This is a genomic window from uncultured Olsenella sp. (genome assembly GCF_959602185.1).
Lineage (GTDB): Bacteria > Actinomycetota > Coriobacteriia > Coriobacteriales > Atopobiaceae > Olsenella_I > Olsenella_I phocaeensis.
In genome coordinates this window covers 1-23292 of the sequence record NZ_CAUGRZ010000014.1, presented here as the reverse complement: position 1 = coordinate 23292, position 23292 = coordinate 1, and the positions used below count along the sequence as shown (strand labels likewise).

The window sequence follows — 23292 nt, the reverse complement described above, 5'->3', positions numbered from 1 at the left end:
GAAAGGAGCTCTTCATGAAGTTCTTCGTCGATACCGCGGACCTCGATGAGATCAAGGAGGCGGAGTCCTGGGGTTGCCTCTCTGGCGTGACCACCAACCCGAGCCTCTATGCCAAGACCGGCGGAAAGCTCGCCGACTTCGAGGGCCACATGGTCAAGATCTGCCAGATCTGCGAGGGCCTGCCCGTCTCGGCAGAGTCCACCGCCGAGACCACCGAGGACATGATCGCCGAGGGTCGTCGCCTTGCCTCTCTCGCACCCAACATCGTGGTCAAGCTCCCCATCTGCGAGGCAAGCTTGCCCGCCATGCACACCCTGGCCAAGGAGGGGATTCGCGTCAACTGCACCCTGGTCTTCTCCGCTCCCCAGGCGCTGCTCGCGGCTCGTGCCGGCGCCCGCTACATCAGCCCCTTCGTCGGCCGTTTCGACGACATCGGTGACGAGGGCCTCGACCACTTGGAGGAGATGATCGACGCCGTCCACAACTACAGCTACGGCTACTGGGACGAGGAGGACGGCCCAGAGATCATCACCGCGTCCGTGCGCACCCCGCACCACGTGACCCAGGCGGCGCTCCTTGGCGCCGACATCGCCACGGTGCCCTTCGGCGCGCTCAAGAAGTGCGTGCACCACCCGCTCACCGACCGCGGCCTCGAGCTCTTTGCCGCAGACTGGGCCAAGGTCACCGCAGAGGCGTAGGAAAGCACCAGCAGGTCCCGGTCGGCGTCTCTGCCGGCCGGGACTTTTTTAGCCGAGAGGGGCGCACCCCCCTTGGCAAGACAAGACGACAGAAGGAGACGCCATGGGCAATGACGAGCTCAAGACCATAGCCAGGGAGGTCCGCAAGGGGATCCTGACCGGCACGCACGCCGCCAAGTCGGGCCACCCCGGTGGGTCGCTCTCCGCGACCGAGATCTTCACCTACCTCTACTTCGAGAAGATGGACGTCGACCCCGCCGACCCCCGCAAGGCCAGCCGCGACCGCTTCGTCCTCTCCAAGGGCCACTGCGCGCCGGGCCTCTATGCCACGCTCGCGCAGAGGGGCTTCTTCCCCACGGGGGACCTCGAGACCCTGCGCCACATCGGTTCCCACCTGCAGGGCCATCCCAACATGAACGACACCCCCGGCGTCGACATGACCACCGGCTCGCTGGGCCAGGGCGTCTCGGCCGCGGTGGGCATGGCGCTGGCGGCGAAGCACTGGGGCGACTCCTACCGCACCTACTGCCTGCTGGGTGACGGAGAGATCGAGGAGGGCCAGGTCTGGGAGGCCGCGATGTTCGCCGGCAACCACCAGCTCGACAACCTCTGCCTGGTCGTCGACAACAACGGGCTCCAGATCGACGGGACCATCGAGGAGGTCAACTCCGCCCAGCCCATCGCCGACAAGTTCCGCGCCTTCAACTTCCACGTGATCGAGGTCTCCGACGGCAACGACTTCGACCAGCTGCGCGCCGCCTTCGCCGAGGCACGCCAGACCAAGGGCTCTCCCAGCTGCGTCGTCGCCCACACCGTGAAGGGCAAGGGTGTCTCGTTCATGGAGAACCAGGTGGGCTGGCACGGCAAGGCCCCCAACGACGAGCAGTACGCGCAGGCCATGGCAGAACTCGAGGAGGCATAGCAGATGGCAGACACCAAGATGATCGCCACGCGCCAGAGCTACGGCGAGGCCCTCGTCGAGCTGGGCGCGGAGCACGACGACTTCGTGGTCCTGGACGCGGACCTCGCGGCCGCCACCCAGACGGGCAAGTTCAAGGCGGCCTACCCCGACCGCTTCTTCGACGTGGGCATCGCCGAGGGCAACCTCATGGGCGTGTCGGCCGGCATCGCCACCACCGGGCGCGTCGCCTTCGCGAGCACCTTCGCGATGTTCGCCGCCGGCCGCGCCTTCGAGCAGGTGCGCAACTCCATCGGCTACCCCCACCTCAACGTCAAGATCGGCGCCACGCACGCCGGCATCTCGGTGGGCGAGGATGGTGCCACGCATCAGTGCAACGAGGACATCGCCCTCATGCGCACCATCCCCGGCATGACTGTGGTCGTCCCCTCCGACGACGTCGAGGCGCGCGCGGTCGTCCGCGCCGCCTACGAGCTGGACGGTCCCGTCTACATGCGCTTCGGGCGCCTCGCCGGCCCCGTCTTCCACGACCCCGCCAGCTACGAGTTCGAGCTGGGGAAGGGCATCGTCGAGCGAGAGGGGACGGACGTCACCATCGTCGCCTGCGGCCTCATGGTCGCCGCCTCGCTCGAGGCGGCCGAGGCGCTCGCGGAGAGGGGCGTCAGCGCCGAGGTCGTGAACATCCACACCATCAAGCCCCTCGACGAGGAGACCGTCATCGCCTCGGCCAGGAAGACTGGCAGGGTCGTCACCGTGGAGGAGCACTCCGTCATCGGCGGGCTGGGCAGCGCCGTCTGCGACGCGCTCGGCGAGAGCTGCCCCACGCCCGTCCGTAAGGTCGGCGTGCGTGACGTCTTCGGCGAGTCCGGACCCGCGTTGGACCTGCTGGCCAAGTATGGCCTGGACGCAAGGGGCATCCAGGCCGAGGTCGAGGAGTTCCTCCACTAGGAGCTGACTGCCATATGGGCATGGCTGTAGTCCCGCGCCCCTAGGGGTCGGGGCCACAGCGTGCTTTATATGTGCGGTGGCTGGCCCCTAAGCTGCGGCTTTGGGGCCATTTGCTAAAATGCACCGGAATCTGTCAGTTTTCGCTACGTAGAAAAAGGAGCTCTTGTGGCCAACCACTTTCGCAGCAGCGAGCGACAGGGGGACGAGGAGCTGGAGCAGCAGGCTCCCGCCGACTCGCAGGTCCCTGAGGTGGGTGCGGACGTGACGGGCGAGGAGCCCGCGCAGGACGCCGCCCCCCAGCCGGAGCCGCGCCACGTGGCGCCGGCTCCCGAAGAGGACCAGAACACCATGCCCGAGCAGTCGGTAGCCGAGGCGCCCCGAGCACCCGAGCCTCAGCAGGCAGGGGCTTCCGCCGCCGGCCTGACCGTGCGCGAGGACGAGGCGCAGGCTCCCGCCCAGCCTGGCTTCACCAGCGTGTTCGCCCCCATTGATGGTTCCAACGCCCCCGTGGTCGCGCGTACGGGGACCCCCACCATCTCGCTCAGAAACGTCACACTGATCTACCCCGCCCAGCCCAACAAGCCCGCCCTCGATGACGTCAGCCTGGACATCTATCCTGGCGAGTTCGTCTTCGTCGTGGGTCACTCCGGCTCCGGCAAGTCCACCTTCCTCAAGCTCCTCACGCGCGAGCTTCGCGCCACCAAGGGCAAGGTCATGGTCGCCGGTCAGGAGCTCACGCGCATGCGCAACGGCAAGGTCCCGTACCTCCGCCGCCAGATCGGCACGGTGTACCAGGACTTCAAGCTCCTGCCCGACAAGACCGTGTACGAGAACGTCTCGTTCGCGCTGGAGTGCATCGGCAAGCCCCGCTCCGTCATCAAGGCCCAGGTGCCCGAGGTGCTTCGCCTCGTCGGACTGGCCGAGAAGATGGACAACTACCCCGACCAGCTCTCGGGCGGAGAGCAGCAGCGCGTCTCCGTCGCCCGTGCCATGGTCAACAGGCCTCCCCTGCTCGTCTGCGACGAGCCCACGGGCAACCTGGACCCCGCCATCTCGCTGGGCATCATGAAGCTGCTCGACCGCATCAACCGCACCGGAACCACCGTCGTCATGGCGACCCATGACCGCGAGATGGTCGATTCCATGCGCAAGCGCGTCCTGGCCCTTGAGGCCGGCCACGTCGTGCGCGACCAGGAGAGGGGAGGCTACGGCTACTATGGCGCCATCTAACATCGGCTACTCCCTGCGCGAGGCGGGAAGGCACTTCCGTAGGAACTGGTCCACCGTGCTGGGGGCCATCGTCACCATCTTCCTCTCGCTCTTCGTCATCGGGCTGTTCGTGATGGGCTCAGCGCTCATCAACAACCTCGTGGGCAGCGTCGAGGACCAGGTCACCATCCAGGCTTTCCTCAACGACTCCGCCGACAAGTCGGCGGTGGACGCCCTGCAGAGGAAGGTCCAGGGCTGGGACAACGTCGAGTCCGTCTCGTACAAGAGCAAGGACCAGGCGCTGGAGGAATACAAGCAGACCATGAGCAATCGCAACGCCAGCGATGCCGTTGCGGCCCTCGACGGCGAGAACCCCGTCCCCGCCTCGTTGGTCATCACCCTCACCAACCCCCAGGAGGTCGAGTCCGTGGCCACCCAGCTCTCGGGCGACGCTGACTTCAAGGGCGTGGCGGACGACGCCAACGACCCTTCGTCCTCCGTGCAGTACGGCCGCGAGACGGTCGAACGCCTCTTCAGCGTGACCTACTACCTGCGCGTCGGCGTGGCGGTCCTGGTTCTGCTGCTGGCGTTCATCGCCTTCGTGTTCATCAACAACACCATTCGTCTGGCCATCGCCGCCCGCAGGCGCGAGATTGCCATCATGCGTCTGGTTGGCGCCTCCAACGGCTTCATCCGCGGGCCCTTCCTGGCAGAGGGCATGCTCGAGGCGCTCATCGGTTCCCTCCTGGCCATCGCCGTCCTGCAGCTGGGGTCCCAGGTCGTGCTCCCCAAGCTCCAGAACAGCCTGCAGTTCCTCTCGTTCAACCTGCCCCTCAACGTGATGCTCACCACCTACGGGGCCTTGCTCGTCGCCGGGCTGGTGCTGGGCCTCTTTGGCTCGGCCATCGCCATGAGGCGCTTCCTCAGGGTCTAGCCGGCAATCGAACCGCGGGCGCTGTCCGCGCATGAGCTCGTCTGGGCGGCGTGGCCTTCGGGTTGCGCCGCCCGTCTCATAGGGAGGTTCCATGTCCGTCAGGCATTCGCATGGTTCCGGGCGGCGGGGGAGAGGCACCGGCGTCCGCAAGCCGAAGGCCCTTCTCACCGGCACGCTCAGGGTGGTGCGCCCCGGGCTCGCCACCGTGCATACCGCAGAGGGGGACTTCGTCGTGGCGAGGGGAGGACTCCGCGAGGGCATGGACGGGGACGAGGTCCGGCTGAGCCTGGCCCGCGGGCACGGGAGCAAAGAGCGCGTGGCGTACGTGCAGGGCGTCGTTGCCCGCGCGCGCAACGAGTTCCTGGGCAGCTACGAGGAGGCCGACCCCCTGGGCGTCGTCCTTCCCCTGGACGGGCGCATCACCCACGACTTCTTCGTCCTCCCGCAGGACCAGAGCGCGCGTCGGCTGGGCGTGGGGCAGGGGGACGTGGTCGAGGCGCGCATACTCGAGTATCCCAGTCGCCATGCCGCCGGGGTCGTGACCATAGCCCGCAGGGTTGGCTCCGCCCAGGAGCTCGACCTGGACATGGAGGCGGTGATCGCCTCGCACGGCCTGGCGACGAGCTTCCCCGAAGTCGCACTGCGCGAGGCCGAGTCGCTCTCCCTGGACGTCGACGGCGCGCTTGCGTCCGACCGCCGCAGGCGGGACCTGCGCTCGCACGTCACCGTGACTATTGACCCGGCGGACGCACGCGACTTCGACGACGCCGTCGGAGCGCGCAGGACGCCCGATGGCTTCGAGCTCGAGGTCCACATCGCCGACGTGTCCCACTACGTGCGGTGGAACAGTTCCATGGACGTGGAGGCGAGGCAGCGGGGCTGCTCCTGCTACCTCGCCGACCGAGTCCTCCCCATGCTTCCGGAGCGCCTCTGCAACGGCTTCTGCTCCCTGCGCCCAGACGAGGACCGGCTCGCCATGAGCGTGTTCGTCTCGCTTGACGAGAGGGGAGAGCCTCGTGCGACAGAGGCCTGCTGCTCCGCCGTCCGCTCCAGGGCACGGTTGAGCTACGACGAGGTCGACGCCCTCCTGGAGGGGAGGATCTCTGCGGATGACCTCCCTGCTGTACGGGGGGACCAGGTGGCCATAGTCGAATCCCTCGGGGTGCTCGACCAGATTGCCCGCCTAAGGGTCGAGCGGAGGCGCGAGCGCGGTGCCATCGACTTCCAGACGCGCGAGGCGAAGGTGACCCTCGACCAGGGAGGGCATCCCACCGGCGTCCGCGTGCGCGCCCGCACGCGCGCCACGGCCCTGGTGGAGGAGGCCATGCTCCTCGCCAACGAGGCCGTGGCGGACATGCTCTCTTCAGGTGGCATTGCGACGGCATATCGCGTGCACGAGCAACCCACCCACGAGGACCTCGCCGCCGCCCTGCCCATCCTGCGCGAGCTCGGCCTGGTGCATGCCGAGGAGGTCGCCGGGCTCCTTGCCGCAGACCCGCACGCTATCCAGGTGGTGCTGGACGCGGCGCGTGGCACTACGGCGGAGGTGCTGGCCAACGCGGTGCTCCTTCGCGCGCAGCGCAGGGCCGTGTACCTTCCTCACAATGACGGCCACTACGCCCTGGGCGCCCCCGCGTACTGCCACTTCACCTCTCCCATCAGGCGTTATCCCGACCTCGTGGTACATCGCAGCCTCAAGGCCCTCCTCGCTGGGGCGAGGGCGGGCCTCGACGTCGCACAGATGGAGCGCGAGCTCCCCCAGATCTGCCGGAGCTGCTCCGAGCGGGAACGCGTGGCGGACGCCGCGGAGCGCGACTCCCAGAAGGTCAAGATGGCCCAGCTGTTCTCCGACAAGGTGGGCCAGGACTTCTCGGGCGTCGTGGTGGGCTGCGAGCGCTACGGGCTCTTCGTGATGCTGGACCAGAGCTGCGCGGAGGGACTGCTGCCCGCGCGGGAGCTGGGCGACGAGTGGTTCTCGTTCGACCAGGAGCTGCTCACGCTCACGGGCGAGGAGAGCGGGCGCGTCTGGAGGCCCGGCATGCGCGTTGCCGTCACCGTGACGGGGACGAAGCCCTCGCGAGGGCAGATCGACTTCGCCCTGGCCGGCGGCGGGCCGCGTGCAACGGAGGGGCGCTAACGGGTAGTCTATGACCCTAGACACGGGACGAGGGGGCCTTCCCCAAGAAGGAGCCGACGTGAGCCAGACGAGCATGACCGACGAGCTGCTGCGGGCTGAGGGCCTGCTGGTGCAGGGACAGGCAGGGCAGGCGCAGGAGCTGCTCGCGCGCCTTGCGGAAGACGCGGAGGAGTACGTCGACCGCAACTGCCCCACCACCGACGAGCTGCAATGGTTCAGCTTCCCCACGCTCTTCGAGCGTCTCGCGTACCGTCGCGTGGAGGACGACCCGCGCGAGCTGCGCGACGTGGGCGAGCCCCTCGACCGCCTGTACGCGGACCTCGCCCTCGCCTGCATCCACGAGGGCGACTACGCCATGGCGACGGAGGCCCTCAAGCATGCGGTTCGCTGGAACCCCATGGGCTGCGAGTACCGCCTCAACCTGGCGGACCTCTTCCGCATAGACGGTAACGTCCAGGAGTTCCTCGCCCTGAGCTACTCTGTCTTCGAGCGCGCGAGTGACGCGCGCCACCTCGCACGGGCCTTCCTCAACTTCGTGGGCTACTTCGTGGCGCAGGACAAGCCCCTCGCTGCCGCGTCCGCCTTGCGCGCCGCACGCAGGCTCGACGTGCGGGACGACTCGCTTGACGCCGCCCTCGACCAGGCTGCCGGCACCGACCACGACCCCGACCTGGTAAGCGACGAGCAGGCCGGGGAGCTCCTCTCCGCCGAGGGTCTGCCCGACGGCGCCAACGCGGAGGTGGCAGTCTGCCTGCTCATGTGCGCCACCGACGCGGCGGACCTCGGCCAGCGCGACACGGCGGCCCAGCTCACCCTCCGCGCCCGCGATTTGGTGGGCGAGGAGGCCGCCATGGAGCTGTTCAGGCTGATCCGCGCCGAGGACGAGGAGGGGGGCGACGGCAATGCCAGCTCCTACTAGGCGCCAGAAGAAGACCATCTCGAAGAACCGCACCGCCTGGCATGACTACTTCATCGACCAGACTTGGGAGGCCGGCGTCGAGCTCACGGGCACCGAGGTCAAGAGCCTGCGCGAGCGCTCGGCCCAGATCACGGACTCCTTCTGCATCATCCGTGGGGGAGAGCTCTTCCTGGTGGGGATGCACATCCACCCCTACTCCAACGGGGGGGTGTGGAACGTGGACCCCGATCGCAGGAGGCGCCTGCTCATGCACCGCAGGCAGATTGACTTCCTGGACGGCAAGCTCCGCACCAAGGGCCAGGCCATCGTGCCCCTGGAGCTCTACTTCGACGAGCACAATCGGGTCAAGCTGCAGCTCGGCCTAGGGCGCGGCAAGAAGCTCTATGACAAGAGGGTCGACCTCGCCAAGAAGCAGACGGACCGCGACATACAGCGCGCCCTCAAGGAGCGCAGCCGCTAGCAAGAGAGTTGGGCATCTGGGGCCATGGTTTGCCATGGCTTCTCGGCAGACGGCGTTGCCGCAGGTACTTTGCGTGGGGTATGATAATTGCGCCCATTCGGGTAACAAACTGGCGCGCCCGCGGGGAACGGGCGGCCAACGGAGAGAGGAAACACCCATGGCTGACGAGAAGACCTACAAGTTCGTGTGCACCGTCTGTGGCTTCGAGGTCGAGGTCGACACCCCCGAGCTTCCCGAGGACTACACCTGTCCCATGTGCGGCGTCGGTGCCGACATGTTCGAGCTCGTCGAGGAGTAGCCTGAACCACATAGCGTGACCTTTTGGGACGGCTGGGCAACCAGCCGTCCCTTTTGACGCGGGACGGAATGTGTCGGGCAGGTGTGGCGTCGAACGGGCTCGCTCACGCGTAGTAGGGTAGGGGGCGGTCGAATCAAGGGAGGCCCAGCCTTGCGCAAGCGCGCTTCGCAGACATCCGAATCAATAGAGCTCGCCCTCATCCTCGCCCTCTCGGGCGGGCTCATGGACGCCTACTCCTACCTTGGGCGCGGCAAGGTCTTCGCCAACGCCCAGACGGGAAACCTGCTGCTCCTGGGGGTGCACCTCTCTGCCGGAGACTTCGCCGCGGCCACGCGCTACGCCTGCCCCGTCCTGGGCTTCGCCGTGGGCTGCGTCCTCGCGCACGAGCTCAAGCTCCGCATGCCGCGCGGGCTTCACTGGAGGCAGTACGTCCTCGTCGTCGAGGTGCTCCTGCTCCTTGCGGTCTCGTTCATGCCGGACGAGCTCAACCTGCTCGCCAACAGCCTCACCTCGCTTGCATGTGGCATGCAGGTCCAGGCGTTTCGAAAGCTCCACGGCAGGCCATTCGCCACCACCATGTGCATAGGGAACCTTCGTAGCGGCACGCAGGCGCTGGTCTCGTACGCGCACGGTCGCGGCCGCGTCCACCTCAGGACGGCGGCGCTCTACTACGGCGTGATCGCCTGCTTCGTCGTGGGTGCAGTGTTGGGGAACTGGCTGTTGGCGCCCCTCGAACTGTCTGCCATCCGCGTGAGCTGCGTGCTTCTCGCCTTGGCCATCACCCTCATGTTCCATGACCGAGAGGGCAGGGCGAGCCAGAAGTCGTAGGCCGCCTTCCTCCTGCCCTTGGCGGCGTTCTGCCTATTGGCACCTTTTGTAGTAGAAGACGGCTATCTGGGTGCGGTTCCTCAGGGCGAGCTTGGCAAGGATCGCGCTGATGTGATTGCGCACCGTCCCCTCCGAGAGAAATAGGCGCGCGGCGATCTGGGAGTTGTCGAGGCCCTCCGAGACGAGTCTGACCACCTCTCGCTCGCGCTGGGAGAGCGGCGCCAGGGCGGACTCGTCGCCTGTCACAACGCTCCCGCCCAGCGTCGTCGCCCTCTCCAGGACCTCTCCCTCCAGGACGCTCTGGCCGGCCATCACTGACCTGAGTGCCTCGGCGTCGTGGAGGATGGGGACTACGAGAGGGCATATGGCCTTGGCCAGATGCTCGACCTCATATCCGGCGACGATGGGGGGGCTTGCGTCCCTCAGCCGCTTTGGCAGCGAGGCAGACGCCATTGCGGCGGCGCGCGATGGTGCGATAGACGGCTACGTCACGGTTGACGGCGAAGGCGTTCCCCGGCTGCACGTCGACGCGTCCCTGAACGGCAAGCTGAGCCCCGCGGCGATGCGGGTGGCGCTCAACTCCTACCTGCGCACGCGGATGGAGATTGCCGACGTCGCAAGGCAGGCCCCCCAGCTTCTTGCCGGTGGTGATTTGACGACCACCTTCTCTCGAGGCGTTGACACGCAAGAGCTGCAGGTCACCAAGGTCGCCCCCGACCCCGACGCGCGCTACTACTACTCCCTGCTGGCCATGTCCGCCGGAATGGGCATGATGCTGGCCGTCCTTGCCGTCAAGAGGACGCAGCCGGGCATTTCGGCCCTTGGCGTGCGCAGCGCCATGGCAGGAACGCCGCGCTGGCGCATTCTCCTGGCGACGCTGCTGGCGGCCTGAGTCTGCGAGCTGGCATGCCTTTGCACGACCTACCTCTTCATGTGGCTGGTCGTGGGAGTCGGCTTTGGTGGCGAGGCAGGCTATGCCTTCGTTGCCCTCGCGGTTTCATCCCTGATGAGCTGTGCGCTGGGCGCCGCGCTTGGCACCACCCGTATTGAGACGGGTGCGGTCTCGGGAATCAGCTGCCTGCTTTCGCTCTTCACGGGACTCTATGGACCGACGGCACAGGGTCTGGCGGACGCCGTCGAGCTGGCGTCCCCCGCTCTCTCTCACGCTAACCCGCTGTGGCATATGGCGAACCGCTTCTACGCCCTGTTGTATTACGACACTCTGGGGCCATTCTTCGAGAGCTGTCTCGTCCTGCTCGCCATGGCAACCGCGTTCTTTGCCGTCGCCGTCCTTCGCATGAGGAGGCTCTCCTATGCCCACCTTTAGGTCTCTGCTCAAGATCATCTGGGGTCATAAGGCCTACATAGCCATCTACCTCGTTCTCATGAACCTCATGGGCGTCCTCATAGGGGCGAGCGCCTCCAACGACCAACCGGCGTCCGCGTTCTCGTATGACCCCACGCGCGTTGCGGTCATCGACAGGGATGGCTCCAGGCTCTCTCGGGGTCTCAAGGACGCGGTCCTAGCCCAAGGGGACCACCGAGAGCTGGCCGATGACGTTCGGGACATCCAGGACGCCGTTGCCAGGGACACGGTGAGCTACATCCTCGTGATTCCCGAGGGCTGGGGCGAGAAGCTCGTCGCCGCGGCCAGGGCTGGGGCCTCAGCGCCTGGCCTCGAGGCCTACGTCTCCTACAAGTCCGGCGCCGGAGCGCTCATGCAGGCCAGCGTCACGTCCTATGCAAGCGGGCTCTATGGCTATGCCGCCACGACCGGCTTCGACCAGGACGGAATCGTGGCGCACGTGAACGAGGCCATGAAAAGCGAGGTCGAGGCAAGCCTGATTCCCCAGGCTACGACGTCCCTGCCGAAGTCGTTTCAGACCTACTGCATGTTCGCCACCTATCCCCTGTTCGCGAGCGTCACCGTCTGCATTGCCATCCTGATGACCAGGCTCAACGGGCGGGCCATACGCGAGCGCAGGATGGGTGCGCCGACCACCGCCCGCAGGCGCAACCTGCGGCTCTATGCCGTATGTCTGACGGTCGGCCTCTTCGCGTGGGCGCTTACCTCGCTTCTGGGCGTCGTCCTCTTTGCAAGGCAGAGCCTGTTGGAGTCGCCGGCTCTCGTGACGCTCTCGGTCCTGGGCCTTCTGGTCTATGCGCTCGTGTCGACATGCGTGGGCTTCCTGTTGGGTCAGCTCGGAGCAAGCGAGAATGCCGCAAATGCCGTTGCCGTCATCTTGGGGATGGCCATGTCCTTCATGGGGGGCGCGTGGATTGACCTTGGCATGCTTCCTTCGGCGGTCGTCGCAGCGGCGCACTTCGTGCCCAGCTTTTGGTGTACGCAGGTTATCACGGGCGCCTCTGCGCCCTCGGAGGTCTCGCTTTTGACCATAGCTCCGCTGCTCGGTTCGCTTGGGGTCGCGATGCTCTATGCGCTTGCCATTCTCCTCGTGGCGCTCGTCGTGGGACGTAGCAGGGGAATGGCCGAGCTGTAGCACGGCGTCCGTCTGCATCTCGTCGTGACGTCGGGTGCCCGAGGCCCAGCCTGGGGTGGGGCACGGGTGGTGGGCTTGCACTTTCACCGAATCCCGCCTCGCCCCTTGTCGCCCTTGGGTAGAATACGGACACCGGACGCGTCGTCCTTCGATGCACATCGCCCGTTCTTGAACTTTGACAGCGCGCATGGTGGCAGCAGCCCCACAACCTCATGGGGGTGACTGGTTTCGACAGGGTAGTTCTGAGGTGGGCAGCAAGCCGTGGTCTCCTCGCCACGTTAAACAGGGGTACCGTCAAATTGAATTGACGACAACTCTTATCAGGGCTCTTACGCCCTCGCTGCTTAATTTACTAGCAGCCGTCTAACCGGGGATCGCTCCCGTCTTCGGGGTGACGTCATTCTAGGGAGATGCTCCTGCGGACGTGGTTGGTATGCCGCAGGCTAAGACCGAACCAACTGGGATGCCGAACGCGTGTCGTTGGGTGCGAGGCGTCCGAGAGCCAACCAACGACTGAGCTTGGAGACACCTGCCAGGGGATTGCTTTGGACCGGAGTTCGATTCTCCGCACCTCCACCATGATGACGTCAGCCCCCTCCCACCTTGTGCGGGAGGGGGCTTGTGTGACATGCGACGCGTGGTGTCAGCCTTTGCGCTATCCCTAAAAAGGCGCTGCCAAAGCGCCGTCCCGAAAGGATGACGCCGACGTGCGAGGCACGTGCCTGTTGCTTCCTGGCCTACTCGGGAACGTAGGACGAGGCCTTCGGAGGCGTCTTTCCCTTGAGGACCGCATGGTAATAGGCATAGGTGAGGGGCTCCTCCGCAAGGAGGTTCCGCGCGTCGTCCAGTTCTCCGACGAAGAGCATGTGGGTGCCGACGTCCAGGCTCTGCACCACCTTGCACGAGACCATTGCCGCGACGTGCTCGGTGGGATAGGGGTCGCCGTTGCCGGTCATGTCGCTCTGGATGCCCTCGAACTTGTCGAAGTCGGTTGAGCTGCGGAAGCCAAAGCGGCCGACGAAGGGCATGTCTGCCGTCTGGGTCAGGGGCGCGAGCGCGAAGTGACCGGCCTTCTCGATCACCTGCTCCGTGTGGTTCTGCTTGTTCACCACGACTGCGACCTGCAGGGGCTTGCTCGTGAGCTGGAGCCCGGTGTTGATGACGCAGGCGCCCACGTCACCGTCGTCCGCCCTTGCGGACACGACATACAGACCAGATGAGAACTTGAATAATGCAGTAGCGTCCATCTTGCCCTCTTCCCCGTGCGCGCCTAGTCGTGGCAGGCGCTCCTCTCCCTTTTGCTGCACTATATCATCCATGATGAGAATGGCTCGGACGCCCGATGCCAGCGGCCCGTTGGCGTTGGGTGGCGGCACTGACGGGAGGGGGGATTGCATGGCACGAGGCAACGCGCTCGTCCTCGAGGGCGGCGGCTTCAGGGGCATGTTCACGGCTGGCGTCCTGGACGTGCTGCAAGAGAGGGGCGTCTACGACTTCGCAAGCGTCTGGGGAGTCTCGGCGGGTGCCATCAACGCGGCGAGCTACAAGTCGCGCCAGATCGGGCGCACGATGCGCATCATGCTCGCCTTCCGGGACGACCGGCGCTTCATGTCGCTCTGGTCCTTTGCCACGACGGGCAACCTCGCTGGTGGCGAGTTCATGTACGAGGAGATCCAGAACCACCTGGACCCAGGTGACGACGTGGCCTTCAACGCCAATGCCACGCGCATGTTTGCCGTGGCGAGCGACGTGGTGTTTGGCACTCCCGCCTACCTGGAGTGTGCGAGCTTTCCCGAGGACGTGGTCAAGGTGCGCGCCTCGGCTTCGCTTCCGCTGGTCTCCAGCATGGTGCAGATCGACGGGCACCGCTACCTGGATGGCGGCACCACGGACTCCATCCCCTTCGAGGTGGCGTTGGGGCGTGAGGGCGCGGCGAAGGTCGAGGGCTACGAACCGGCCGATCGCGCCTTGGTGGTGATCACGCAGGACCGCGACTACCAGAAGTCCGGCCTCAACGAGCGCATCACGGTGCGGAGCCATCGCTACGACGGCTTCCCCTACTACGAGGAGGCCCTTTCCGTGCGTGCCTCCTCGTACAACGCCAAGCGCGAGAGGCTTTTCGCCCTCGAGGCCGAGGAGTCGAGCCCGGTCCTGGTGATAGCGCCCGCGCAGCCCGTCGAGGTTTCGACCAACGAGCATGACGGGGGGAAGCTGCTGGACCTCTACCTGCAGGGCAGGGAGCAGGCGACCAAGCGCCTGGACGAGGTCCGTGCCTTCCTCGCGGGACGGCCGGGCGCGTCTTGGGGGGACAGGGCATGACCATCAACGAAATCGCCCAGATGGCGAACGTGTCGCGGGCCACCGTGTCGCGCTACCTCAACGACGGGTATGTCAGCGAGGAGAAGCGCAAGCGCATTGCCCGCGTGATCGAGCAGACGGGTTATGTGCCGTCCCAGCAGGCGCGCACCCTGCGCACGGGCAAGACGCAGTTCGTTGGGGTCATCATCCCCAAGATCAGTTCCGAGTCCATCGCGCGGGAGGTTGCGGGCATCACCTCAGTCCTTGTCGCCTCGGGTTACAGCACCGTGCTCGCCAACACGGACGGCGACGGATCGGCAGAGATCTCATACATCAAGTCCTTGGCCGACCAGGGCCGGAGCGACGGCATCATCCTCATCGGGACTGAGATAACGGAAGAGCACGAGCGACTCTTCAGGAGCCTTCCCCTGCCCCTCGTGGTGCTGGGCCAGCATGTCAAAGGCGTCAACTGCGTCTACTTCAACGACTATGACAGCATGTATGACCTCACGCTCTGCTGTACCGTGGGCAGCAGCCATCCTGCCTTCATAGCCGTGCCCGAGAGGGACTACGCGACGGGCTTCCTTCGTCGCAAGGCCTTCGTCGACGCCATCGGGCACCAGGGGTTCGACGTGGACGCGGCACCCATCGAGGAAGGCAGGTTCAACGTGCGGTCGGGCTTCGATTGCGCGGCAAGGATCATGGAGGCCCATCCTCAGACGGACGCCATCGTCTGCGCCACCGACGAGATCGCGGCGGGTGCCCTGCTGTACCTCCACGACAGCGGACGCGTCGTGCCGGGGGACGTGCGCCTCACGGGGCTAGGCGACTCCATGCTCGCCAAGGTGGTGAGCCCCAGCCTCACCACCGCCCACTACTACTATCGCACCAGCGGCGCGGAGGCGGCACGCATGCTCCTCGAGCTGATGGAGCAGAGCGAGGCAGCCCCGCATGAGGTCAAGATGGGCTACAAGCTCGTCCTGGGAGGCTCGACGCACAGTCCTGCATAGTCCTTCGCCTCCGTCGGCGAGGGAGCGGCAGGTTCGCCCGCCTGCAAAGTTCCCCGTTTGTCGACAAAAACCTACCGTTCGCATGCGCTCGGCAAAAGGTGTTCCTTTTGTGAAGGCGTCCTCCTAATCTTATTCAAAGGTGTGAGAACGATTTCACACAGACCTAAGACTGCAGGTCGTAGCAGGACAAGGGAGGAAGAATGGCGCTGGATTACAAAGAGGCCGCAAGGGCCACGCTGGAGGCGATCGGAGGCGCGTCAAACGTCGTGTCCGCCGCTCATTGCGCGACCCGACTACGCCTCGTGATTGCCGACAACGGCAAGATTGACAAGGACAAGCTCGAGGACATCCCCGGCGCGAAGGGCAACTTCGAGGCCTCGGGCCAGCTGCAGATCATCTTTGGCACGGGCACGGTCGACAAGGTCTACGACGAGTTCATCGGCCAGGGCAACATCAGCGCGGCGAGCAAGGCCGAGGTCAAGGAGGCTGCCGCCAAGAACCAGAACAAGTTCATGGCGGCCATCAAGGTCCTCTCTGACGTCTTCGTCCCCATCATCCCGGCAATCGTCGCCTCCGGCATGCTCATGGGCATCATGGGGGCCATCCCCTTCCTCTTCCCGAACGTCGACCTCTCCAACAACGTGTACTGGAAGATCGCGGGCCTGATCAACGCCTGCGCGCTTGCGAACCTCCAGATCCTCCTGGGCTTCTCCGCCGCAACCGTCTTCGGCGGCAACCCCTACCTCGGCGCGTCACTGGGTGCCTTGCTCATCAGCGGTGACTTCATCAACGCATACAACGCCTCCACCGCCATCGCCGACGGCACGATGGTCACCTTCAACGTCGTCCCCGGTCTCTATAGCATCGACTGGGTGGGCTACCAGGGGCATGTCATCCCCATCCTCGTGGGAGTCTGGATTCTCTGCTTCTTCGAGAAGCGCCTGCACAAGATCGTCCCCGAGATGTTCGACCTCTTCCTGACGCCGCTCCTGTCCGTCTCGATCGCGGCCTACGTGACGATCCTCTTCATCGGCCCCATCTTCGTCTTCCTCGAGAACGCCATCCTTGGCCTGCTCATGGCCTTGCTCTCCGTTCCCTTCGGCCTTGGCAACGCGGTCATCGGCCTGATCTACAGCCCGTCGGTCGTCACTGGCCTGCACCAGATGTACACCGCCATCGACGTCTCGATGATCGCCCAGCACGGCGTCACCTACTGGCTGCCCCTGGCCTCTGCCGCAAACATCGCGCAGGGCGGTGCCTGCCTGGCCGTTGCCCTCAAGACCAGGTCTGACAAGACCAAGGCCCTCGCGGTGCCCTCCGGCATCTCCTGCCTGCTTGGCATCACCGAGCCCGCAATCTTCGGCGTCAACCTGCCCAAGGTCAAGCCCTTCGTCGCTGGCATGGTCGGCTCTGCCGTCGGCTGCGTGATCTGCTACTTCACCAACCTCTCTGCCACCGGCACCGGCGTGACCGGCATCTTCGGCATCTTGCTCTGCATCGACAATGCCGTTGGCTATGTCATCATGTTCGCTGCCGCCTTTGCGGTCGCCTTCGGTATCACCTGGACCCTCTACTCCGACGAGGCCGACGCCAAGAGGCAGGGCAAGTCCCTGCCCGAGCAGGCCGTCGCCTCCACCCAGGCGGCTGCCAACCAGACCGCTGCGGTCGCCGCGAGCGTCGCCCAGTCCAACCAGGGTGTCACCGCCCCCACCGACGCCGAGGTCATCTTTGCGCCCTGCGCCGGTCAGGCGATCGGCCTCGATCAGGTGGACGACCCCGTCTTCGCCAGCAAGGCGATGGGTGACGGCGCCGCCGTGGTTCCCAGCGACGGCAAGATGTACGCCCCCGTCACGGGCACCGTCACGGTCCTGGCCGAGACCGGCCACGCCATCGGCCTGCTCTCTGACGAGGGTGCCGAGATTCTGATCCATATCGGCATCGACACCGTCAACCTCAAGGGCGCACCCTTCACGCCTCACACCACCGTGGGTGCGGTAGTCAAGAAGGGTGACCTGCTCATGGAGGTCGACCTCGGTGCCATCAAGGCCGCCAATCTCGATCCGACGACCATGGTCATCGTCACCAACACTGACGAGTACGGGGCCGTCAACACCCACACTGGCGGCGCGGTGAAGGCCGGAGCCGCGCTCATCGAACTCGGATAGGGCGCTTGCGCCAGACATGCGCGTGTGGGGGGGCGGCTGCCACGAGCGGCTGCCCCCCGTTGGAATGAGGGCCCTTGTGGGCCGACCCATCGTTTGAAAGGGAGCTCGGCATGATTGACGTTACTGCCATGGGTGAGGTGCTCATAGACTTTACGGACGCGGGCATATCTGACGCCGGCCAGAAGCTCTTCGAGCGAAACCCTGGGGGTGCACCGGCAAACGTGCTGGTCGCCCTCCAGCGCCTGGGTCACCAGACTGCCTTTCTGGGCAAGGTCGGTGACGACATGCACGGCAGGTTCCTGCGTGCCACGATGGAGGCCAACAACATCGACGTGCGAGGGTTGCTGACGGATCCGAGCTACTTCACGACCCTGGCCTTCGTGGCGCTCGACGAGCAGGGAGACCGTTCCTTCTCGTTCGCGCGCAAGCCTGGGGCCGACACCCAGATCACCACCGACGAGCTCGACACGAGGCTCATCGCCGAGAGCAGGGTCTTCCACATCGGCTCCCTCTCCCTCACCGACGAACCTGCACGCTCCGCGACCTTCGCTGCGCTGGACGTGGCAAGGTCCGCCGGCTGCGTTATGAGCTATGACCCCAATTACCGCGCCAACCTCTGGCCGGGCGTGGAGGCGGCCATGGAGCAGATGCGCGCCGTGGTGCCTTACATGGACATCATGAAGATGAGTGACAACGAGTGCGAGCTGCTGACCGGTCGCCGCGACCCCGCCGAAGCGGCGAGGGCGCTGGTCTCTGGTGGAGTGAAGGTCTGCTGCGTCACCCTGGGCTCCGAAGGCGCCCTGGTATGCACCAAAGATGGCGCCACGGCAGTTCCGCCGTTCAAGACCGAGGCGGTGGACACCACGGGTGCCGGCGACTCCTTCTGGGGCGGGTTCCTTGCCGCCTTTCTCGAAAGCGGTCTGGCCCCCGCAGAGGTGACACTTGATGAGGCAGTGGGGATGGCTCGCATGGGCAATGCCGTGGCGTCGCTCTGCGTCCGCAAGCGTGGCGGCATCCCCGCGATGCCCGAGCGTGCCGAAGTGCTTGGGGTCCTGGCGTAGCCAGCCGACGCCTGCCCCTCGCGCGCACTCACGTCAACCCTCCCGAATCGAGGAAGCCCCATGGCCGTTGACATCAACTGGAACCCCAAGCACAACTGGCGACTGCGCTTCCACCTGCAGACGCCCACGGGCGGCCTGACCGACCCCAACGGCCTGTCCCAGCTCAACGGGGTCTACCACTGGTTTCACCAGTACACGCCCAAGTGGCCCGCCGTGGGGCATGGCTGGGGGCACTGGACGAGCGAGGACCTCGTGAGCTGGACCTTCCATGGCGAGGTGATCCGGCCCGATTGCGAGCTTGACCGCAACGGCTCCTACTCGGGGTCCGCGCTGGTCAAGGATGACAGGCTGTGGTGCTACTACACGGGCAACGTGCTCGACCCCGGCGAGCATGACTATGACTTCGAGGGGCGTCGTGCAAACGAGATACTCGTGACCTCCGAGGACGGCAACACGTTCAGCGAGAAGGTCTGCGTCCTCGACAACGAGGGATATCCCGCATACTGCTCCAACCACGTGCGCGACCCCAAGGTGTGGGAGCAGGACGGGGCCTTCCACATGCTGCTGGGCGCCCGTACGTCGGACAGTCGTGGCGCCGTGCTCCTATATCGCTCGGGCGATGGGCTCGCCTGGGAGTTCGAGGGGTCGGCGACGTCGCGCGGCAGAAGGGGCTTCGGCTATATGTGGGAATGCCCCAACGCCGTTCGACTGGACGGTCGGGAGTTCCTCTTCGTGTGTCCCCAAGGGGTCCCCAAGCAGCCGTTCAAGTACCAGAACATCCACAACTGCGGCTACTTCCCGGTGGAGGGGAAGGTCATCGACCTGCTTGGGCGGGACCTGAAGGGAATGGACGGCGAGGGGCCCTATGCCTGCTTCGACGAGGGGGACTTCGTCGAGACCGACTACGGCTTCGACTTCTACTGCCCCCAGGTCTTCGAAGATGAGCGCGGCCGCGTGCTCTGCGTGGGATGGATCGGCCTGCCGGACGTGGAGTTCCAGTACGAGACACCGACACGCGAGTGGATGCACACGCTGACCCTGCCGCGCGAGCTCTCCCTCAATAAGTCCGGCCAGGTGTGCTTCTGGCCCGTCGAGGAGGTGGACTCCCTGCGCGGCACGGAAGTCGAGTTTAGCGAGGGCGCCGCGCCGGGCGCCACGGGCTATGTGGGGTCGCAGACGACCTGCGACATGTTCGACGTCACGGGGGCGAAGTCGGCCCGTTTCCCCAACGGGACGGCGGACGTGCTCATCAAGGACATCAAGGGAGAGGGGCGCGTCATCATTGGCTCCGACCTCGAGCTCCTCCTCCATGGGGACATGCTCGAGCTCGACTTTCAGAGTCCCTCGGGACGCTGGCGCACCAATCGCCGCCTGCCCCTTTCGGCCTTGAGCGCGGGACGCGTGACCGACCTGCGCATCCTGGTGGACACCTCTGTCATAGAGATTTACGTAAACGGGGGAGAGAAGACCATGACCACGCGCTGGTATCCCCTGGAGGTTACCGACTTGCACGTGACGTCTGACCTCCAGGCATGGCACGGCGCCTGGGAGATGGGCGCCTTTGTCTTCAACAACGTGGGCTAGGGGCGTAGCACGCCCGCGTGACGCGTGGCATTGCACGTGGCCACGGGCGCGCGCAGATTAGCCGTAGTTTGCGCGCGCCTGTGCGAAGCTGCAGGTCATCGTGAAGTCACGCGCAGTTTGCGAATGGAGTGCGCGGCTGGCTCTCTCCCTACGGGGTGGGCCAGCCGCGCATTGTCCCAAACCTCCGCTGCGGCGGACAAGTCAGTGGCTACGCCTCGTACCACTCACCCTCGAGGGCGTGCTCGAGCCACCTGGCGACGCCGTCCTCCCACATCGTGTCGACGACACATGTTGCCTGCGACATGACCGCCTCGGAGGCGTTGCCCACGGCGACGAAGGCTCCCACATGGGGCACCATGGGCAGGTCGTTGCCCGAGTCGCCGAAGGCCACGAGCTGCTCCCTGTCCAGCCCCAGCCGCTCCCGCACCCATTCGATGCCCGAGCCCTTCTCGACCCCCTTGAGGGTGATCTCTATCTCGGTGGGGGTGACGACGGCAATCTGCAGGTCTCCTCGCCCTTCCAACTCTGCGGCATCGCGCGCCAGGTCGTCTGCGGTGTCGAAGCAGGCACCCATCTTCTCGACGAAGCTCGTCACCTCGTCGACCGCGAGAATCTCGGGTTCGACGTCGTCGACGGTGAAGCGGTTGGGGATGCTCGAGATCTCTTCGTCGAGGTCCTCGTCGCTCAGGGTGCTGCTGTCGTCCAGTCGATGCACGGCCTGGGTCATGTAGGACACGAGTCGCTTCTCGAAGTAGGCCCCCCTCGAGGTGAGCACGTTGAGGCCGGCGCCGCGGGAGTGCAGCCAATGTTCCATATCGAGCGCCATGTCGCGGGGGATGGCCTTGCTCGCCAGGTGACGGCCTTCTCCGTCGAGGATTTGCCCGCCGTTGACGGTGATGTAGTAGTCGATGCAGGGCAGCCTGATGGCGTCGAGCACGATGGGCAGGTTGCGGCCGGTCGAGATGACGTTGGCGCAGCCCGCCGCATGCACGGCCTCCAGGGCGGCGACCGTGCGCTCGGAGACGCGGGTCAGGTCGAGGATGGTGCCGTCCAGGTCATAGAATGCCGCGCCGATGCCTTGGGGGAAGTGCGTGTTTGCGGGTAGCAAGGGGTGCTCCTTCGTGTTCGGGCTCCGGCTGGGTTGGAGGGCGCCGTGCCCGTCGGTGGCCATGTCCCTACGAGTGTGTTACCTCGAAGGAATGCGACGAGAGGTCCGCGTCGAGCTGCGCCCAGGCTTCGCCTGCGGTGCGGCGGATGCGAAGCCTGCTGCCCTGGGCGTCTGCCTCGAGCTCGCCCTCGATGTCGAACGCGGGATGGCTGTTCCGCAGCTCCATCAGCCCGACGAGGTCCCTCACGACGGGGCGCTCGACCTCGCGGTCTATCTCGTCGACGCTGTAGTAGTGGCGGTTGATGTTGCGGCCCTCCTTGGTGGACTCGAGCAGCTCTATGTCGTTGCTGCCAGCGAGAAGGCCGACGTAGTAGACCATGGGCACGCCGCGGGCGAAGAACTGGATGGCGCGGGCGAGCAGGTAGGCGTCATCGTCATTGCCGAGTGCGGAGTAGTAGGTGGTGTTGACCTGATAGATGTCGAGGTTGTTGTATGCCTCGGTGTTGTAGACCTTCTTGACGTTGGCCCCCTCCGAGAACATCTTGTCCTTGGTGTAGTCGACGGCTTCGTCGGGCAGCAGGTCCTTCACGTCGACGATGCCCAGGCCGTCGTGGGTGTCGAGGGTGGTGAACTGGTGCTTGGGGCTCATCGTGAGCCAGTTTGCGAGGTAGCTGCCCTCGCCCGAATAGAGGGCATGCAGGGTCAGCACGGGCAGGGCGAAGTCGTAGACCCAGTAGCCCTTGTCCGCGACCTGCATCTGGATGGTGTAGTGCTCGTGAATCTCGGGGAGCACCATGACGTCGTAGGGGTCAAGCACCTCCTGCATGTCACGCAGGAGCTCGGTCGTATCCGGCTCCACGAAGAAGCAGCTGCTGCCTGCTCGCTTTGCGGCGTAGGCGAAGGCGTCGAGGCGGATGATGGAGGCGTTGTTCTCGGCCATGTGGGTCAGCGTCTCGCGGAAGAAGCTCTGGGCGCGATCGGACTTGATGTTGATGTCGATCTGCTCCTCCCCGAAGGTGCACCACACGTCCTCGCGGCTGCCATCCGCGAACTCCGCCACGACGCTCGGCGCCTTGGGCTTGCGCTTGTAGATGGCGTCCACCTGCTCCTGGGTCGGGGCCCCTCCCGGCCAGAAGTCCTTGTACCTGATGAAGAAGTCGGCGAACTCGGACTCGTCCTTCTTGGCCAGGAAGTCCTGGAAGTAGGGAGATTGGCGCGAGATGTGGTTGATCATGAAGTCGAACATCAGATAGCGCCTCTCGCCTATGCGACGCACGTCATCCCAGCTGCCAAGGGCGGGGTCGACGATGTCATAGCGCATGGGGGCGAAGCCGCGGTCTGCCGAGCTAGGAAAGAAGGGCAGTATGTGCACCCCGCCCACGGCCTTGTCGAAGTGCCTGGCAAGCACCTGGTCGAGGTCCCGGAGGTTCTTCCCCAGGCTGTCGGCGTAGGTGATGAGCATGATCTTGTTCTCGAACCTCATGTGACTCTCCCTGCGGCTGGTGGGTGCTGTGGATGTCGTGCCTCCGTGCGTGGCTCGGCCGTGGCCTAGAGGCCGAGGATGGTGAAGTCCGCTGACGAGTTGGTGGACATCGAGTTGCCCAGGCCATAGACCATGTTGCTGATGACGTACTCGCCGTCATTGACGTAGACCTCGACGATGTGCCCGTGCACGAGCATCTCGATTTTGTTCTCGTCTGCCACCTCGGGCGTCATGGAGTGCATATGCGTGAAGCCCTCGCGCGGACGGTAGACCTTGCTGCGGTCGACGTGGACGCGGTTCTTGTCCTGCCACACGCGCAGACCGCCGATGTCGATGTGGTCGCCTTCGTGCAAGGTGGTCCCGAAGAGATAGGGACGGTGGTGCGTTGACGCATTGGTGCGGTGGGCGATGGCATGGCGTACGTTGGGATGCAGGCGGAAGTAGGTGTGCCCGTTGACGACCTCGATTATGCGCGGTGCGGTGAACATGCCGATCCACGTGTCGTCGACGGGCTCGGGCATGCGCATCCAGCCCACCATGACGCGACGACCCTCGGCATCGGTCGTGGTCTGCGGCGCATAGAAGTCGTGGCCGTAGTCGGTGAGGCGCCGCTCGCCAGTGAACTCGATGGAGCAGCCCGCTTCGTCGTAGTCGACGACGAAGCAGACGCTTTGGTCGCTGCCGCCCTCATAGCCCATCAGCGAGGCGAGGAGCACGGTGCTCCCGTCGACC

General features: G+C 65.5%; 23 protein-coding genes and 1 other RNA gene. 19 read left to right on the top strand and 5 right to left on the bottom strand.

What is annotated here, in order from left to right; translation table 11 throughout:
* Nucleotides 1-14: 14 nt before the first annotated feature.
* The 10 genes from Q5923_RS09080 (at nt 15) to Q5923_RS09035 (ending at nt 9350) form a co-directional block, all read left to right on the top strand.
* Nucleotides 15-698 (top strand): transaldolase family protein, encoded by a 684-nt coding sequence (locus Q5923_RS09080; protein ID WP_009278162.1) that lies wholly within the window; start codon nt 15-17, stop codon nt 696-698.
* A gap of 103 nt (nt 699-801) precedes the next feature.
* Nucleotides 802-1620: a transketolase gene (locus tag Q5923_RS09075; protein ID WP_303133591.1), complete on the top strand. Its 819-nt coding sequence runs from the start codon at nt 802-804 to the stop codon at nt 1618-1620.
* A 3-nt stretch (nt 1621-1623) separates the two neighbouring features.
* On the top strand, nt 1624-2565 hold the full coding sequence (locus tag Q5923_RS09070) for a transketolase family protein (protein ID WP_062529307.1): 942 nt from the start codon (nt 1624-1626) through the stop codon (nt 2563-2565).
* A 165-nt stretch (nt 2566-2730) separates the two neighbouring features.
* Entirely contained in the window at nt 2731-3795 is a 1065-nt protein-coding gene (ftsE, locus tag Q5923_RS09065) for a cell division ATP-binding protein FtsE (protein ID WP_062529309.1), read from the top strand.
* Nucleotides 3782-4708 (top strand): permease-like cell division protein FtsX, encoded by a 927-nt coding sequence (ftsX, locus tag Q5923_RS09060; protein ID WP_009278158.1) that lies wholly within the window; start codon nt 3782-3784, stop codon nt 4706-4708. Before ftsE ends, ftsX begins: the two co-directional genes overlap by 14 nt.
* 91 nt (nt 4709-4799) lie before the next feature.
* Nucleotides 4800-6845 (top strand): ribonuclease R family protein, encoded by a 2046-nt coding sequence (locus tag Q5923_RS09055; protein WP_062529312.1) that lies wholly within the window; start codon nt 4800-4802, stop codon nt 6843-6845.
* 58 nt (nt 6846-6903) lie between these two features.
* Nucleotides 6904-7764, top strand: a complete 861-nt coding sequence (locus tag Q5923_RS09050) for a hypothetical protein (RefSeq protein ID WP_303133587.1) — start codon at nt 6904-6906, stop codon at nt 7762-7764.
* Nucleotides 7748-8224: an SsrA-binding protein SmpB gene (gene smpB, locus Q5923_RS09045; protein ID WP_062529317.1), complete on the top strand. Its 477-nt coding sequence runs from the start codon at nt 7748-7750 to the stop codon at nt 8222-8224. Before Q5923_RS09050 ends, smpB begins: the two co-directional genes overlap by 17 nt.
* Nucleotides 8225-8381: 157 nt before the next feature.
* Nucleotides 8382-8522 (top strand): rubredoxin-like domain-containing protein, encoded by a 141-nt coding sequence (locus Q5923_RS09040; RefSeq protein ID WP_009278154.1) that lies wholly within the window; start codon nt 8382-8384, stop codon nt 8520-8522.
* A gap of 150 nt (nt 8523-8672) precedes the next feature.
* Nucleotides 8673-9350: a YoaK family protein gene (locus Q5923_RS09035; RefSeq protein ID WP_062529319.1), complete on the top strand. Its 678-nt coding sequence runs from the start codon at nt 8673-8675 to the stop codon at nt 9348-9350.
* Between the two features lie 33 nt (nt 9351-9383).
* On the opposite strand, the gene Q5923_RS09030 is transcribed toward Q5923_RS09035, so the two are convergent.
* Entirely contained in the window at nt 9384-9662 is a 279-nt protein-coding gene (locus tag Q5923_RS09030) for a response regulator transcription factor (protein WP_231782215.1), read from the bottom strand.
* 52 nt (nt 9663-9714) lie between these two features.
* Between Q5923_RS09030 and Q5923_RS09025 the strand changes: the two genes are divergently transcribed.
* The 4 genes from Q5923_RS09025 (at nt 9715) to ssrA (ending at nt 12430) form a co-directional block, all read left to right on the top strand.
* Nucleotides 9715-10242 carry a hypothetical protein gene (locus tag Q5923_RS09025; RefSeq protein WP_231782216.1) on the top strand — a complete coding sequence of 176 codons (528 nt, stop codon included), beginning with the start codon at nt 9715-9717 and terminating at the stop codon, nt 10240-10242.
* Nucleotides 10243-10251: 9 nt separating this feature from the next.
* Complete coding sequence (locus Q5923_RS09020) at nt 10252-10677, top strand: ABC transporter permease (protein WP_368501964.1); 426 nt, start codon at nt 10252-10254, stop codon at nt 10675-10677.
* Nucleotides 10664-11851, top strand: coding sequence for an ABC transporter permease (locus Q5923_RS09015; RefSeq protein ID WP_303133581.1), 1188 nt, complete (start codon nt 10664-10666; stop codon nt 11849-11851). Before Q5923_RS09020 ends, Q5923_RS09015 begins: the two co-directional genes overlap by 14 nt.
* A 214-nt stretch (nt 11852-12065) precedes the next feature.
* Nucleotides 12066-12430: a transfer-messenger RNA gene (gene ssrA / locus Q5923_RS09010) on the top strand.
* 158 nt (nt 12431-12588) lie between these two features.
* Here the strand turns inward: ssrA and Q5923_RS09005 are convergent.
* On the bottom strand, nt 12589-13098 hold the full coding sequence (locus Q5923_RS09005) for a flavin reductase family protein (RefSeq protein WP_072500188.1): 510 nt from the start codon (nt 13096-13098) through the stop codon (nt 12589-12591).
* 148 nt (nt 13099-13246) lie between these two features.
* Between Q5923_RS09005 and Q5923_RS09000 the strand changes: the two genes are divergently transcribed.
* The 5 genes from Q5923_RS09000 (at nt 13247) to Q5923_RS08980 (ending at nt 19969) form a co-directional block, all read left to right on the top strand.
* Nucleotides 13247-14170 carry a patatin family protein gene (locus Q5923_RS09000; RefSeq protein ID WP_303133578.1) on the top strand — a complete coding sequence of 308 codons (924 nt, stop codon included), beginning with the start codon at nt 13247-13249 and terminating at the stop codon, nt 14168-14170.
* Nucleotides 14167-15159 carry a LacI family DNA-binding transcriptional regulator gene (locus tag Q5923_RS08995; protein WP_072500186.1) on the top strand — a complete coding sequence of 331 codons (993 nt, stop codon included), beginning with the start codon at nt 14167-14169 and terminating at the stop codon, nt 15157-15159. Before Q5923_RS09000 ends, Q5923_RS08995 begins: the two co-directional genes overlap by 4 nt.
* 200 nt (nt 15160-15359) lie before the next feature.
* A complete protein-coding gene (locus Q5923_RS08990; RefSeq protein ID WP_303133575.1) occupies nt 15360-17324 on the top strand; it encodes a PTS beta-glucoside transporter subunit IIBCA in 1965 nt (654 codons plus the stop codon).
* A gap of 110 nt (nt 17325-17434) precedes the next feature.
* Entirely contained in the window at nt 17435-18385 is a 951-nt protein-coding gene (locus Q5923_RS08985; RefSeq protein ID WP_303133573.1) for a carbohydrate kinase family protein, read from the top strand.
* A gap of 60 nt (nt 18386-18445) precedes the next feature.
* Entirely contained in the window at nt 18446-19969 is a 1524-nt protein-coding gene (locus Q5923_RS08980; RefSeq protein WP_303133571.1) for a glycoside hydrolase family 32 protein, read from the top strand.
* Between the two features lie 208 nt (nt 19970-20177).
* On the opposite strand, the gene Q5923_RS08975 is transcribed toward Q5923_RS08980, so the two are convergent.
* From Q5923_RS08975 to Q5923_RS08965, 3 genes are all read right to left on the bottom strand, one after another.
* On the bottom strand, nt 20178-21077 hold the full coding sequence (locus Q5923_RS08975) for an HAD-IIB family hydrolase (RefSeq protein WP_303133570.1): 900 nt from the start codon (nt 21075-21077) through the stop codon (nt 20178-20180).
* A gap of 67 nt (nt 21078-21144) precedes the next feature.
* Nucleotides 21145-22560: a sucrose phosphorylase gene (gene gtfA / locus Q5923_RS08970; RefSeq protein ID WP_303133568.1), complete on the bottom strand. Its 1416-nt coding sequence runs from the start codon at nt 22558-22560 to the stop codon at nt 21145-21147.
* Between the two features lie 65 nt (nt 22561-22625).
* Nucleotides 22626-23292, bottom strand: a 667-nt coding sequence (locus Q5923_RS08965) for a GH32 C-terminal domain-containing protein (RefSeq protein WP_303133566.1), incomplete at its 5' end; no start/stop codon positions are given.